Raw genomic sequence first — 13,763 nt, 5'->3', positions numbered from 1 at the left:
AGATTTTTGCGGAGACACCTCGCGGGAGGCCGCAGTGATACTTCTCAGCAACGTGCGGACCGATGACGCCGACCTGGCCCGTCTGGCCGCCGAACTCGACATTCCGACGATCGACGGACTGCAGCACCAGGGTGATGTGTCCGTCATCCCCGCCTCGATGGCGTCCGAGGACCACCGGCCGCCGGTGACCCCCGTTCCGGCCGCGGGCATCGCCGTGGTCCGCGGTGAGGCCGGCGGCCACACCCACCTGCTCCTCGCCTCCGGTGACGTCCGGTACGACGTCCGCGAAGGCGCGGCGGACGACCTCACCCTGGGGTCGCTGGAGGTCGGTGACGGCGCGAGCGCGTGGCTCGACCATCCTGAGCACGGCAACACCGGCATCGCGCCCGGCCGGTACGTGCTGCGCCGCAAGCGCGAGATGGCGCCGCGCGTTCTCACGCCCGACACCGTTCGCAAGCTCGAGCGGGCTCGCAAGCAGGCCCGTAAGCAGGAGGCCCTCGAGCAGGCCGAACGGGCCGAGCGTGAGCAGGCGGAGCGTGACCGGGCCGCCCGCGAGCAGGAATGGATGAACGTCCGCTTCGTCGCGGACTAACCGTCCCGTGGAACAGCGGGCGCTGCTGGAATCCGTGCGGGACGAGTGGATCGGCCACGGCCTGGCGGTCGGTCCGGCCGACCGGGTGGCCGCCGAGGCGGGCGTACGGGACGTCTACCTCGGCGCCGGCCGACGGCCGCCGGAGCAGATCATCTGGCTGGGTTCGCCGATGGCGGGCAGCATCGGCGCCGACATCCGCGCGGGGCGGTTCCAGGTCGTGACCAGGCGAGCCTGGCGGACGCTGCCGGAACAGGCCGCCGACGCCCTCGTCGACCGGGTCCCGGACGACCCGCAGGAAACCGACCTGATCATGCTGGACCCGCTGCCGTCCGGCCCGGACCGGCGCTGGCGCGCGTCACTGGACAGGCTCGGCCGCGAGGTCGCCACCGCGGTCGCCGCAGGTCTGGGCAAGGCCGTGGGTCAGGCCGTCGACCAGGCGGCCGCGACCTGGCAGGAGGCGTGGCAGTTCCCCGAGGAGTGGGCGCTGCCCAGACTGGGCGCGTTCCCGCAACGGGCATTGCCGCACCTCGCCCAGCTCGACTTCCTCGAACGTCTCGGCGCCGCCGAACCGGACCGGCACGGCCTGGGCCTGCTCCAGGTGGCGCGTTCGGCGGGCGAGTGGTGGCCGATGCGCGACAGCGTGATCCTCACCGAGCGTCCCGCCGAGCTGCACCGCGACGCCGAGGGGCGGCTCCACCATCCGACCGGCCCGGCCGTCGCGTACCCCGATGGCTGGCGCCTGTGGGCGTGGCACGGCGTCGCCATGCCGCGCGAGCTGATCGAGGAGGACGTCCCGGTCTCCCGGGCGGTGTCGCTGCGCAACTCCGAGCAGCGCCGCTGCGCCGTCGAACGCTTGGCGGGCCGGGCAGGCTGGCACCGGATCGTCACCGAGGCGGGCTGGCCGCAGGTCGGCCGGGAGGCCCCAGACCCCGGCAACCCAGGCCAGGTTCTCAGCCTCTGGTGCGTCGAACGCCTGTACGACGACCACCTGCACCTGCTCCTGATGACCAACGGCACCGTCGAACGGGACGGCACCCGCCGCGAGTTCGGCGAACTGGTCCCCGGCTGGATCCGCGACCCGGTCCACGCCGCGGCCTGGCAGATCGGGCTCACCTCCGCCCAGTACCGCCAGTCCACCCGCCGCACCTGACCCTCAACGCCCAAGGCCACCCAAGGCCGCCCAAGGCCAAAGCCTCGCGCTGGCGCGGGGAGTCGAAGATCCCATAAAACGATGAAGAGCCGTGGGCCTCAAGTGAGGTTCACGGCTCTGGGATGTGGGTTCGGGGTGGGCGATACTGGGTTCGAACCAGTGACCTCTTCGGTGTGAACGAAGCGCTCTCCCACTGAGCTAATCGCCCCGGGCGGACCGCCTTGCGGCGTTCCGACGTCGGAAACTCTAGCGCATCAGCGGGGGTGCTCACACATCCGTGAGTCAGTTCCAGGGGGTCCAGTCCTGGATGTTCCAGGGCAGGTGGAAGTCGTAGATCTTGAGGTAGGCGATCACGGCGGCGCCGATGAGGATGCCGGTGATGACGGCGAGGATGGTGTTGCGGCGCTTGGCCTTGGGGTCGAGGGCCTTCTCCTTGGCCTTCTCGGCGGCCTGGCGGGCGCGGTGGAGGGCTCGCTGGGCCCAGGCGAACTCGGTGGCGAGGATGGCCAGGCCGACGATGATGCCGAGGATGCCGGGGCCGGGGGCGACCATCATGACCAGGCCGCCGACCAGGACCGTCATGCCGACGGTGAAGACGCCGATGCGCCAGGTGGTGTCCAGGAGACGGTTGCGCCGGAGGTGCTCCCGGAACCGCACGAGGGCGTTGGCGTCCTTTTCATCCTCAATTGCCACGCAATTACCCTATGCCAGGTAGATGGCCGCATCGGGCCGCGAGCCGGTTTTGGGCAACCAATCGGCCCCCGCCGATCGTCACACATGGCAAGGGTCGACACCCCGGAACCCGGCCCGAAAGATCCGCTTTTGCCCTGGTCAGGGCCTACTTTTGAGAACGTGAGATAGATCACAGAGAGCGGCGGACGCGGAATGTTCCCACATCTTCCCTCAGTTACGCGTCATAGATCGCGGGGACATCCGTGAGAGGGAGTGAGGTTCCCACCGGAACGCCCGCGCGTTAGCGGGACCGACCTGAAGGAATGGCCATGAACAGCAGCAGCACCGTCTCAGCCGAGCTGGGCCTTCGTCTCGTCGTCCCTGACCGCACGACCGTCCCCCTGCTCGCCGGACTGGAGTACGCGGCCGATGACCCGTACGCCATCCGCATGGCCTTCTACGTTGGCAACGACGAGCCGGTGGAGTGGATCTTCGCTCGCGAACTTCTCACTGTCGGCATCGTGCGCAAGGTCGGGGACGGCGATGTGGAGGTCTGGCCCGCAGGGCCTGACGACACGACCCTGAACATCGCCCTGTCATCACCGTTCGGCAACGCCCTCTTCGAGGTGCCCCTGTCGCCGCTCGCGGACTTCCTGCACCGGACCTACCAGGTGGTCCCGGCGGGTCAGGAGTCGGAGTTCGTCGACATGGACGCCGAGCTGGAGAATCTTCTGTGGCCGTCCTGATCACTCGCTGAGCGGGCGAAGCCACCCCGGCGAGCGGGCGACATCGCCTGCCGAACGGGTGGCCTCACTCGCTGAGGCGGGCGATCTGGCGCATCTTGTTCATCGCGTCCAGGGCCGCCACCTTGTAGGACTCGGCGAGCGTGGGGTAGTTGAACACCGCGTTCACCAGGTAGTCGACGGTGCCGCCGCAGCCCATCACGGTCTGCCCGATGTGGACCAGCTCGGTGGCACCGGTGCCGAAGACGTGGACCCCGAGGAGCGATCTGTCCTCGGGCGACACCAGCAGCTTCAGCATCCCGTACGAGTCGCCGATGATCTGGCCGCGGGCCAGCTCGCGGTAGCGGGACACGCCTACCTCGAACGGGACCTTGGCCTCGGTGAGCTCGTCCTCGGTACGGCCCACGAAGCTGATCTCGGGGATCGTGTAGATCCCGATCGGCTGGAGCTCGTCCATGGCGTGCACCGGCTCGTCGCAGGCGTGATGGGCGGCGAGCCGGCCCTGCTCCATGGAGGTGGCGGCCAGGGCGGGGAAGCCGATCACGTCGCCGACGGCGTAGATGTGCTCGACCTCGGTGCGATAGTGGCCGTCGACCTTGATCCGGCCCCGGCGGTCGGCCGACAGGCCCGCGGCCTCCAGGGCCAGCTCGTCGGTCATGCCCTGGCGGCCCGCCGAGTACATGACGGTGTCGGCGGGGATGCGCTTGCCGCTCTCCAGAACGGTGAGGGTGCCGCCGTTGCGCCGTTCGACCGACTCCACGCTCTCGCGGAACCGGAACGTGACGGCCAGGTCGCGCAGGTGGTACTTGAGCGCCTCGATGATCTCCAGGTCGGCGAACTCCAGCATCCGCTCGCGGCGCTCGACGACGGTGACCTTGGTGCCGAGCGCGGCGAACATCGAGGCGTACTCGATGCCGATCACCCCGGCGCCGACCACCACCATGGTCTCCGGAACGCGCTCCATGTGGATGATGCCGTCGGAGTCGATGATCGTCTTGTCATCGAAGGCCACGGTGTCGGGGCGGGCGGGCCGCGTCCCGGTGGCGATGACGATCTTGTCGGCGGTCACCTTCTGCTCGCGTTCGCTGTCGCCGACGACCGAGGCCACGCCGACCGTGTGCGGGTCCAGAAAGCGGCCGGTGCCCGACAGGACGGTGATGTGGTTGCGGGCCAGCTGGCTGCGGATCACGTCGATCTCGCGGCCGATGACGTGCTGGGTGCGCATCCCGAGATCGGCGACCGTAATGTCTTCTTTGACCCGATAACTCTGCCCGTACAGCTCGCGCTGGCTCAGCCCGGTCAGGTACAGGACCGCCTCGCGCAGGGTCTTCGAGGGGATCGTGCCGGTGTTGATGCACACACCCCCGATCATGTTGCGGCGGTCGACGATGGCCACCCGCCGGCCCAGCTTGGCCGCGGCGATCGCCGCCCGCTGGCCGCCGGGACCCGATCCGAGCACGAGGAGATCGAAGTCGCTCACGTTCTCCAGTCTGGCCGTGACCGGGCGCACACATAAGGGCATTCGGGGAACCAATCCGTGCCGATCAGACGACACGCCGGTCCTTTTATCGTTCTTTAGGCTGTCCGTGAACGGGCACGGGTACGTCATGAGCATGGAAATGCTGGGCATCGACATCGGCGGATCGGGGATCAAGGGCGCCCCGGTCGATCTCGACACCGGCGAGTTCACCAAGGAACGCATCCGCTTCGAGACGCCGCATCCGGCGCACCCCGAGCCGATCGCGAAGGTCCTGGCGCAGATCGTCGAGGAGTTCGGCTGGACCGGCCGGATCGGCGTGACCTATCCGGGCGTCGTGATCGACGGGGTGACCTGGTCGGCCGCCAACGTGGCCAAGGACTGGATCGGCACGAACGCCGCCGAGCTGTTCGACAAGACCACCGGGTGCAGAGTCGCCTTGCTGAACGACGCCGACGCCGCCGGGATCGCCGAGATGCGTCTCGGGGCCGGCAAGGGGCAGATGGGCACCGTCGTGCTGCTGACGCTCGGCACCGGGATCGGCAGCGCGCTGTTCACCGACGGCGTGCTGGTGCGCAACACCGAGTTCGGGCACCTGGAGATCGACGGCAAGGACGCCGAGTCGCGCGCGTCGGCCAAGGCCCGCGAGGACCACGATCTCAGCTGGGAGAAGTGGGCGCACCGGCTCAGCGAGTACATGACCCACCTCGAGGGCCTGATCTCGCCAAGGCTGATCATCGTCGGCGGCGGGATCAGCAAGAAGGCGGACAAGTTCCTGCCGCTGATCGAGGGCGTCCGCGCCCCGATCGTGCCCGCCAAGCTGCTCAACTCGGCCGGGATCGTCGGCGCCGCGATGGCCGCCGCCGACGACGACGCCAAGGCCTCAGCGACAACACCGGCCGTGCAGTAGCAACGCTCTCGGAGACCGCCGCGGCTCAACGACTCTCAGGGCCGCGGCGGCTCAAGCGGGCCTCAGAGATCGCCGCGGTTCAGGCGAACCGCGGCGATCTCCCATGGACGCAGGGCGACCCGGACGATCTGGCCGTCGAGCACCACGACCGCGCCCGATGCGGCGGGGTCCTCGGCCACCAGACGGGCTTCGAGGGCCCCGTCGTGCTCGCGCAGGCTGGTCATGACGACGCCCTCCCCTGCGAGCTCCATCCCCGTTCCGGCGGGCGGCAGCGGCGCGTCGGCCGCCCCCGTTCCGGCGCCGGTCAGGAAGTCGTGGCGGAACGATTCGGCTGCGGTGAGCACGTCTCCGCCGGGCCGTTCGCCCTCGTACGGCATGATCGCAAAACCGACCGACCGTTCGCCAGGGCACTGGGCGCGCGGGGTCGCGAGCTGCGGCCCGGCGGGCTGGTCGCGGTACGGGTTGTGATCGCGCGACAGGAAACCCACCGAACGCAGCAGCGTCAGCGCGAGCTCCTGCCCTGTCACCTCGTACTCGGTGACGTGCTCCAGCAGCACGGCCGCTCCGCCCGCAGCGACGAAGGACGAGGCGGGGAAGGTCGGCACGGGCCGTTCACCCCAGCCGCCCTCGGCCGTCAGCCCGCGCTCGATCACCGCGAACTGGCCTTCGGCGAACGACGACGAGGCGGCCGTCGGCAGCGGCACGTGCAGCCGCACCCGGTGGTCGTCGCAGCGGTTGTCGAACGTGACCCGCAGCCGGGCGTACGGCTCTCCTGCCCGCAGCTCGACCCGCGTCGTGACCGGAACGCGCTCGCCGCCGCCCCACAAGTAGGTCCGTACGACATCGAGAGCGGCAACGACCGGACCATCGCATACCGGGACGAACTCCACCGAGTCCGGCACGTCCACGAGCCGATCGTCCTCGGGCGGCGCGTAGTTGTAGGTGTCCCCAACGTCTCCCCCATCGACGACCCGGCCGACGCCGGTGAACTCGGCCCCGCCGGCCGAAGTGAGCGTCAGCGTCCCGTCGTCGACCACCTCGACCCGCAGCAGCCCGTTGTCGAGCACCCGGCCGTTCATCCGCGCGAACAGCCCATCCGCCTCGCTCGAACCCGCGGCCTCGCTCGGCTCGGGCAGGAATGACACGTGGCCGAGCGGCGGCGCCTCGACCAGGGCCGCGACGCTGCGGCGGGGCGCGGCGAGCGTCCGCACGCGCCACTCCCCCTCGGCGCCGCTGAGCGCCGCCCGCACGTCGGCGATGTCGAACGGTGCGTCCGAGCGCCGTGCCACCTCGAACGTCAGCGTCCGGTCGTCCTCCGACACCGTCCAGCCGGTGATCTCCTGACCGAACAGCACCCGCCCGTACACCCGGTCGAGCACCATCGGCAGGTCGGCGGCCGGATGCACGGCGTCGTCCACGACGACCGGCGCCTCCTCGACGGTCTGCGTCGCGTACGACCGCCCCTCGGCGTCCACCAGCGCCGTCTCGCCCTCGGCCGGAACGTCCAGCACCACGACGCCGCGCCGCCACGCCGGGCTCGGGTTGAAGACCATGTGGCCGCCGAACGGGACGGACGCCGCCAGCTCCCCGGTGACCAGGTCGCACACGGCCTGCCCGATCTGCTCGGCCTCGGCCATCCGCGCCGCCACCTGCTCGGCGGTCTCGTCGCTGCCGCAGCCGGTGACCGAGTCGTGGCAGCTCACCTCGATGAGCCGCCGCCACGCCATGTCCAGGAAGCGGCTCGCGTCGCCGCTGTACCAGAGCGCCGCGAGCGGCTCGGCGTAGCGCTCGACCAGCCGTTCCGCCCGCCCCATCGCCTGTTTCAGGTGGATCCGCGCCGAGATCACGCCGGGCAGGATGTTGGCGCGCGCGTGCGACCGGAGCTCGCCGCGAACGACCGGCAGCCCGTCGACGGCGGTGCTCTCCTCGGCGAAGTAGCCGGCGAGCGTGTCGAGCCGCATCGGGGTCTCCAGCGCCTCGATCCGGTCGGCGAGGTCGGCGGCGGGCGCGGTGTGGTCCGCCCCGTACATCGCCAAGAACGTTCCACCGTCGTGCCGCCAGGGCCTCATCCGCTGCCCGAACTCGGCCACGCGCTCGGGCAGCAGTCCCGCGTCCTCGAACAGCCCGGCCGCGTTCCCGTAGCCGCCCTCGGGCATGTACTCGGTACGGATCGCCGTGCCGTCGGGGGACTCCCATGCGAACGCGTGCGTCCGGACCTCCCTCGGCACGCCGCGCCACACGCACGCGTGCTCGATCCCCGCCAGCCGCAGGATCTGCGGCGTCTGCGCGCAGTGCCCGAACTGGTCGGGCAGGTAGCCGACGTTCATGACCGCGCCGAACTCCTCGGCGCGGCGCATGCCGAGCTCCAGGTTGCGGACGATGTTCTCGCCCGAGCACAGGAACTCGTCGTGCAGGATCTGCCAGGGCCCGACCGCCAGCCGCCCCTCCCGCACCAGCTTGGCGACCAGGTCGCGGCGCTCGGGCCGGATCTCCAGGTAGTCGTCGACGGCGGCCATCTGGCCGTCCAGCGTGAAGTGCTGGCGCGGGTCGCGCTCCATCCGGTCGAGCACGTCGTCGAGCAGCGAGACGAGGCGGAGCCGGAAGCGCTGGAACGGCAGGTACCACTCCCGGTCCCAGTGGGTGTGCGGAACCACGACGATCATCCGCATAGAGCGATCACCTCGTTCTCATGCGTCTCCAGGCGGTGCGTGCCCGGGCCCTTGGTTCGCATGCGCACATCGTCCCCGCGTACGGCCACCCGCGTGCCGTCCGGGCGGATCATGACGGTGCCGTCCGCGCCCAGCGCGATGAGGTCGTCCTCGACCCGCAGCAGTACGGGCGCCTCCCGTCCCGCCGACACCGACGTACGGCCTGCGGAGAGCGCGCCGAGCACGTCGTCGTCGGCCGCGAGCACCCAGGTGGTCGGTTCGCCGAGCAGCTTGTGCTGCGCCGGGTCGTGGTAGTCGCTGCCGCCGAGCGCCACGACGTCGTCCCGCCACAGCGACGCCCACGACAGCGGGGCGCCCCAGCGCCGGTCCCACCAGGACGAGTGCCAGATCTCCACGAACCGCGGCCGCGACTCGACCGGCATGTCGCGCCGCCAGGCGCAGTCGCCGCTCAGCGGGTGGTTGATCGACATGATCCCGCCGTTGGCCTCGGCGAACGCGGCCCAGTCCCCCGAAGGCCGCCGGAAGTCCACCCATCCGGTGGGGCCGAAGACGTTGGCGTGCCCGAGGTCGGTGGTGACCTCCTGCCCCGGCACCAGAACGATCCCCGCGCGGGCGCCGACGCCGGCCAGCTCGGGGTGGTGGCTCACGGTGTTGTGGTCGGTGACGGCGAGGTAGTCGAGCCCGCGCGCCACGGCCTCGCACGCCAGCTCGGGCACCGTCAGCGTTCCGTCGCTGTGCACGGTGTGCGAATGCAGGTCGCCCGCCATCCACCGCATCCCGGCGGGCGCGGGCAGCGAACGCGGCGCGGGCCGTTCGGGAACGTCGGGGAACGCCGCCTGCTCCGGAGCGGGCGGCGCGACGTCGGACGTGCTCACCGTGACCTCGTACGGCACGCCGTCCGGCGGGATCCGGTGCAGCCCGAGCCAGACGTGCCAGACGCCGGGCTCCAGCTCGCCCGGCAGGTAGCCGGGCGTGGCCCAGTCGGCGGTGATCGTGTACTCCAGCCGCGCCCCGCCCGACCAGCCGCGGAAGCCGTCGGCCCCATGGCAACCGAGGTCGATCACGCCGCCCTCGAAGGACAGCCGAACGTTCAGCGCGGCGGTCCCCGGCGGCACCTCGACGGGCAGCTCGCGCAGCCCCTGCTCCAGCCGGTCTTCGAGCGTCCAGCGTCCTCGGTGGACGGTCGTGTAGGTCATGCCCGTGCCGCCACGGTCACGTCGTCGGTTCCGTTCACCAGATCCCCGTTCCGATAAACAAGCGCGCGGCCGGGCCGTGGCACGGCCCAGCCCTGATCCCCCGGTGCCGGTTCCTCGCCCTCGCCGACGAGAGCGTGCACCATGACTCCGGCGACGTCCAAGGTAACGAGCGAGGTGCTGCCGAGGTTCTCGACGACGGTCACCTCGCCGCCAAAAGCCCCGTCCGTCGCGACCGGCGAAAAGTCCAGGTAGTCGGGCCTGATTCCGTATACGACCTCCTGCCCATCGGTCTCCTGCCCGTCGGCTTCCTGCCCGCCGGCGAAATCCTCCCCTAGTGATGGAGGCAGCGGGAGGGCCGTCTCGGCGGCCACAATCTCGTCACCTCGCACGACCGCGTCGATGAGGTTCATCGGTGTGGAGCCGATGAACGAGGCCACGAAGACGTTCGCCGGGCGCCGGAAGACCTCACGCGGCGTGCCGATCTGGCGGATCCGGCCGGCCTCCATGACGGCGATGCGGTCGGCCATCGCCAAGGCTTCCGCCTGGTCGTGCGTAACGAAAACAGTTGTCACGCCGAGCTCTTGCTGCAGCCGCTTGAGGAACGTGCGCGCCTCCAGCCGCAATCGTGCGTCGAGGTTGGAGAGCGGCTCGTCCAGAAGGAACACCTGGGGCCGTGCGGCCATGGCCCTTGCCAAGGCAACGCGTTGCTGCTGCCCGCCCGACAGTTCGCCTGGACGACGCCCCAGCAGGCCGTCCAAGCCCAGTTCGCCTGCCACTTCGGCAGCGGCCTTATGCCGTTCAGGCCTGGAGGCCTTCTTGATGCGCAGCGGGTAGGCGATGTTGTCGGTCACGGTCATATGCGGGAAAAGCGCGTAGTCCTGGAAGACCATGCCGACGTTGCGACGCCCGGGAGGAGTGCGCGTCACGTCCTCGTCTCCGAGCCGTACCGAGCCCTCGGTGGCCTCCTCCAGGCCCGCGATGGTGCGCAGCAGGGTGCTCTTGCCGCAGCCGGACGGGCCGAGCAGCGCGAAGAACTCGCCGTCGGCGATCTCCAGGTCGAGGGCGTCCAGCGCCCGCACGCCGCCCGGATAGACCTTGGTCAGCTCGCGCAGGGTGATGGCGGCCATCAGCGCTTGATCCCTCCGTAAAAGCGGAACCCGTACCGCCGGCTCACGAAGAGATACATGACCACGACAGGCAGGGAGTAAAGCAACGAGAAGGTGGAGATCAGCGCCAGGTCGGGCTGGCCGCCCTCCGTGTAGAACGTGTACATGATCACCGAGGCCGGGGCCTTGTCCGGGTTGCGCAGCAGCAGGAAAGGCATCAGGAAGTCGCCCCAGACCTGCGCGACCGTCCACACCGTGACCGTGGCCAGGGCGGGCCGGATCGTCGGCGCCACGACGTGCCGCAGGATCTGCAGCGGCGAGGCGCCGAAGACCCGCGCGGCCTCCTCGTAGGACTTGGGCGTCGCGTCGGTGAAGTCCTTCAGGATGAAGATGGCCGTCGGCAGCAGGCCCCCGGTGAGGACCAGGATCACGCCGAGGTGCGAGTCGATCAGGTGCAGGTTGAACGCCAGCAGGAAGATCGGGACCATCGCCGCCGTGCCCGTGATGATCGACGAGAGCAACAGCAGCAGGTAGAGCATCACGTCGCGCCCGGGGATGTGGACGCGGCTGAGCGCGTACGACGCGAGCGCCGCGCAGGTGACGACGAACGCGGCGGTCCCGGCGGCCAGGATCACCGAGTTGCGCAGCGAGGTGAGCGCGTACGGGTTGTCCATCAGCACGCGGAAGTTGTGCAGGGTGAACTCCGGCACCGACACCGCGATCTGCGGGTCCTTGTCGAACGGCGCGAACGCCAGCCACAGCAGCGGCAGCGAGAAGAACCCGAGCACCAGCGAGATGAAGGTCGTCAGCGCGACCTTCCGCAACAGATCTCGCGCCGTCATGCCGGCGCCTCCTGGCCACTCGACGAGTCTCCGCGGCGTCTCAGAGCCCGCAGGTAGAGCAGGGCGATCACCAGGTTGATGAGGATCATGATGAGCGAGATCGCCGCTCCGAAGCCGAGCCGCCCGTCGCCGAGGGCGGTCCGGTAGACGTACGCCGACATGACCTCGGTGCGCCCGTTCGGCCCGCCCGCGGTGATGAGGAACGGCGTGAAGTCGTTGAACGTCCAGAGGCTGACCAGCAGCAGGCTCGTCAGCACGTGCCCCCGGATGCGCGGGAAGACCGCGTCGCGCAGCGTCTGCCAGGTGGAGGCCCCGGCGAGCCGCGCGGTCTCCAGGTGCGAGGGTGGAACGCTCCCGAGCGCCGCGCCGTACAGCATCATCGAGAACGCGGTGCCGCGCCAGATGTTGAACACGATGATGCAGGCCATCGGATGGTCGATGAGCCATGCGGTGCCCGGCGTGCTGAGCAGCGCGTTCAGCGTCCCGCCGTCGCGGTCCAGCAGCGCGATCCACAGGAACGCGATCACCGAGCCGGGCAGGATCCAGGCGAGCAGGACCAGCGCCTCGACGAGCCGCCTGATCGGCCCGCTGCGGTCGCGCATCACCCAGGCGAGGGTGAAGCCGAGCAGCGTCTGTCCGAGGACGGCCGAGCCGAGCACGAACTGGAGCGTGAGCCACAGCGACCGGTGGAAGTCACTGTCGCCCAGCACCCCGGTGTAGTTGTCGGTGCCGACGAACTGCGGCTTGCTGGCCGCGATGCCGGTCAGGCGGTAGTCGGTGACGCCGAGGTAGAGGGTCCACAGCGCCGGGAAGACGAGGAAGACGGCGATGAGGACCAGTGCGGGCGCGACGAACGCGGCCGCGCGTCCGCGCCCCAGCCCGGCCGCGTCGTCGTGCCCACTCCCCTCGCCACGCGCCTTTCCTCGCCTTCGTCCAACCGATTCAGTTGGCGGTGACGTGGTCGGCGCCACCGACGATCCCCTCCAGCTTCTTGGTGTAGGCGGCAGCGGCCTCGTCGGGGGACTTGCCCGAGACGACCTCGGCGGTCGCCTCCTGCAGCGCGGTCGACACCTGCGGGTAGACCGCGAGGCCCGGCCGGTAGGAGGTGATCGGCAGGACCTTGTCCGACAGGTACTTCAGGAACGCGTCGTCCTTGAGGACCTCGTTGTTGACGTCGGTCCGGGAGGTGATCTCCGGCGTGCCGGCCGTGCGCGCCTTCATCATCTCGGGCGAGTTCATGTAGCTGAGCAGCTCGAACGCCTGCTGCGGGTATTTGGTGTTGGGGTTCAGCACGGTGGCCGAACCACCCGACATGCTGACGAACGACTGGCCTCGCACGCCCTTGCCCGCCGTGACCGCGGGGATCATCGTGTAGCCGACGTCGGTGTCGCGGCTGGGCATCTTCGCGACGCCGGTCTTGGGGTTGAGAACGTCGCGCCAGAAGTAGTCGCCCTCGGCCAGGATGCCGATCTTGCCCTTGGCGAACTCCTCGAACGACTTGTCGCGCCCCTTGGCCTCCTGCTGGAGCTTGGGGTCGCCGAGCCCTTCCTTGCCGTAGATCGTGCTGTAGAGGCCGAGGACCTGCTTGACGGCCGCGCCGCCGCCGGTCCACTTGCCGCCGGTGTAGATCTCCGAGCCGGTCCCGACGAGCAGCGGGAGAACGCCCTGCATGGAGGTCGCCTCGCCCATCGCCGTGCCCGCGTTCAGCTGGATGGGGGTGACGCCGGGGACCTTCTTCAGGGCCCGGCCCGCGGTGAGGATCTCATCCCAGCTCTTGGGCTGCCAGTCGGCCGGAAGCCCGGCCTGGGTGAAGAGCTTCTTGTTGTAGAAGAGGACGCGGCCGTCGGTGCCGCCAGGGATGCCGTACCGCTTGCCCTCGAACGTCACCAGCTGCTGGACGGACTTGGGGATCTGCGCCCAGCCGTCCCACATCTCTGATTTGGCGCCGACGACGTCCTGTAGTGGAGCGATATAGCCGGCCTGGGCGAACTCGCCCACCCAGATGCCGTCGATGTCGAAGACGTCCGCGCCCGAACGGGACTTCAGATCGAGCGCCATCTTGGTCTTGTAGGGCTCGTCGTCCACGCCGTAGCCGCGGAACGACACCTTGGCGGTGACGCCCTTGGCCTTCTGCTGGGCGACGAACCCGGGGATCACCGACTTGGTGATCCACTCCGCTTCGCCGGTGTTCTTGCCGCCTTCGATCGCGTTCCGGCTGATGACCAGCGAGAAGCTCTTGGCGTCCTTACCCCGATTCGGATCGGTCGACGACCCGCCGCCGCCACAGGCGGCGAGCGCCGCGCCCGCGAGAACGAGCGCGGCCGCGCCGCCTGCACCCCGTAGGTGGGAGAAGCCCACGGTGACCTCCTTTTTGAGCGTCACCGTCACCGTGACCCAAGATCGGGA

Annotated in this window: 12 protein-coding genes and 1 tRNA gene; 4 read left to right on the top strand and 9 right to left on the bottom strand. The window is 69.8% G+C overall.

The features are described 5' to 3' along the window. Nucleotides 1-52 precede the first annotated feature (52 nt). Together J4573_RS27490 and J4573_RS27485 are read left to right on the top strand one after the other, a co-directional pair. Nucleotides 53-592: a DUF8820 family protein gene (locus J4573_RS27490; RefSeq protein WP_208258744.1), complete on the top strand. Its 540-nt coding sequence runs from the start codon at nucleotides 53-55 to the stop codon at nucleotides 590-592. Between the two features lie 7 nt (nucleotides 593-599). Next, a complete protein-coding gene (locus J4573_RS27485) occupies nucleotides 600-1,742 on the top strand; it encodes a DUF6745 domain-containing protein (RefSeq protein WP_208258743.1) in 1,143 nt (380 codons plus the stop codon). Between the two features lie 136 nt (nucleotides 1,743-1,878). Here J4573_RS27485 and J4573_RS27480 read toward each other — a convergent pair. Beyond that, nucleotides 1,879-1,950 (bottom strand) — tRNA-Val (locus J4573_RS27480). Nucleotides 1,951-2,024: 74 nt separating this feature from the next. Beyond that, nucleotides 2,025-2,435 (bottom strand): PGPGW domain-containing protein, encoded by a 411-nt coding sequence (locus tag J4573_RS27475; RefSeq protein ID WP_208258742.1) that lies wholly within the window; start codon nucleotides 2,433-2,435, stop codon nucleotides 2,025-2,027. A gap of 308 nt (nucleotides 2,436-2,743) precedes the next feature. Here J4573_RS27475 and J4573_RS27470 point away from each other — a divergent pair, with 308 nt between their 5' ends. Continuing rightward, complete coding sequence (locus tag J4573_RS27470; RefSeq protein WP_208258741.1) at nucleotides 2,744-3,160, top strand: SsgA family sporulation/cell division regulator; 417 nt, start codon at nucleotides 2,744-2,746, stop codon at nucleotides 3,158-3,160. Nucleotides 3,161-3,224: 64 nt separating this feature from the next. Here J4573_RS27470 and sthA read toward each other — a convergent pair whose 3' ends face one another. Further along, a complete protein-coding gene (gene sthA, locus J4573_RS27465; RefSeq protein ID WP_208258740.1) occupies nucleotides 3,225-4,637 on the bottom strand; it encodes a Si-specific NAD(P)(+) transhydrogenase in 1,413 nt (470 codons plus the stop codon). A 133-nt stretch (nucleotides 4,638-4,770) separates the two neighbouring features. Between sthA and ppgK the strand changes: the two genes are divergently transcribed. Then, nucleotides 4,771-5,544, top strand: coding sequence for a polyphosphate--glucose phosphotransferase (gene ppgK / locus J4573_RS27460; protein WP_208258869.1), 774 nt, complete (start codon nucleotides 4,771-4,773; stop codon nucleotides 5,542-5,544). A gap of 62 nt (nucleotides 5,545-5,606) precedes the next feature. Here ppgK and J4573_RS27455 read toward each other — a convergent pair whose 3' ends face one another. Genes J4573_RS27455 through J4573_RS27430 form a run of 6 tightly spaced genes read right to left on the bottom strand, consistent with a single transcriptional unit; the run spans nucleotide 5,607 to nucleotide 13,739 of the window. Beyond that, complete coding sequence (locus J4573_RS27455) at nucleotides 5,607-8,213, bottom strand: glycoside hydrolase family 38 N-terminal domain-containing protein (RefSeq protein WP_208258739.1); 2,607 nt, start codon at nucleotides 8,211-8,213, stop codon at nucleotides 5,607-5,609. Then, nucleotides 8,204-9,409, bottom strand: a complete 1,206-nt coding sequence (locus J4573_RS27450) for a CehA/McbA family metallohydrolase (RefSeq protein WP_208258738.1) — start codon at nucleotides 9,407-9,409, stop codon at nucleotides 8,204-8,206. The genes J4573_RS27455 and J4573_RS27450 overlap by 10 nt, the downstream gene beginning before the upstream one ends. Next, nucleotides 9,406-10,536, bottom strand: coding sequence for an ABC transporter ATP-binding protein (locus J4573_RS27445; RefSeq protein ID WP_208258737.1), 1,131 nt, complete (start codon nucleotides 10,534-10,536; stop codon nucleotides 9,406-9,408). The genes J4573_RS27450 and J4573_RS27445 overlap by 4 nt, the downstream gene beginning before the upstream one ends. Then, entirely contained in the window at nucleotides 10,536-11,357 is an 822-nt protein-coding gene (locus tag J4573_RS27440; protein ID WP_208258736.1) for a carbohydrate ABC transporter permease, read from the bottom strand. The genes J4573_RS27445 and J4573_RS27440 overlap by 1 nt, the downstream gene beginning before the upstream one ends. After that, complete coding sequence (locus J4573_RS27435) at nucleotides 11,354-12,328, bottom strand: carbohydrate ABC transporter permease (RefSeq protein WP_208258735.1); 975 nt, start codon at nucleotides 12,326-12,328, stop codon at nucleotides 11,354-11,356. Before J4573_RS27435 ends, J4573_RS27440 begins: the two co-directional genes overlap by 4 nt. After that, on the bottom strand, nucleotides 12,300-13,739 hold the full coding sequence (locus J4573_RS27430) for an extracellular solute-binding protein (RefSeq protein ID WP_307796926.1): 1,440 nt from the start codon (nucleotides 13,737-13,739) through the stop codon (nucleotides 12,300-12,302). The genes J4573_RS27435 and J4573_RS27430 overlap by 29 nt, the downstream gene beginning before the upstream one ends. Nucleotides 13,740-13,763 lie beyond the last annotated feature (24 nt).

The sequence above is a fragment of the Actinomadura barringtoniae genome (assembly GCF_017573505.1).
Taxonomy (GTDB): domain Bacteria; phylum Actinomycetota; class Actinomycetes; order Streptosporangiales; family Streptosporangiaceae; genus Spirillospora; species Spirillospora barringtoniae.
The sequence above is the reverse complement of the archived record's forward strand: the minus strand, read 5'-3'. Positions and strand labels throughout refer to the sequence as shown.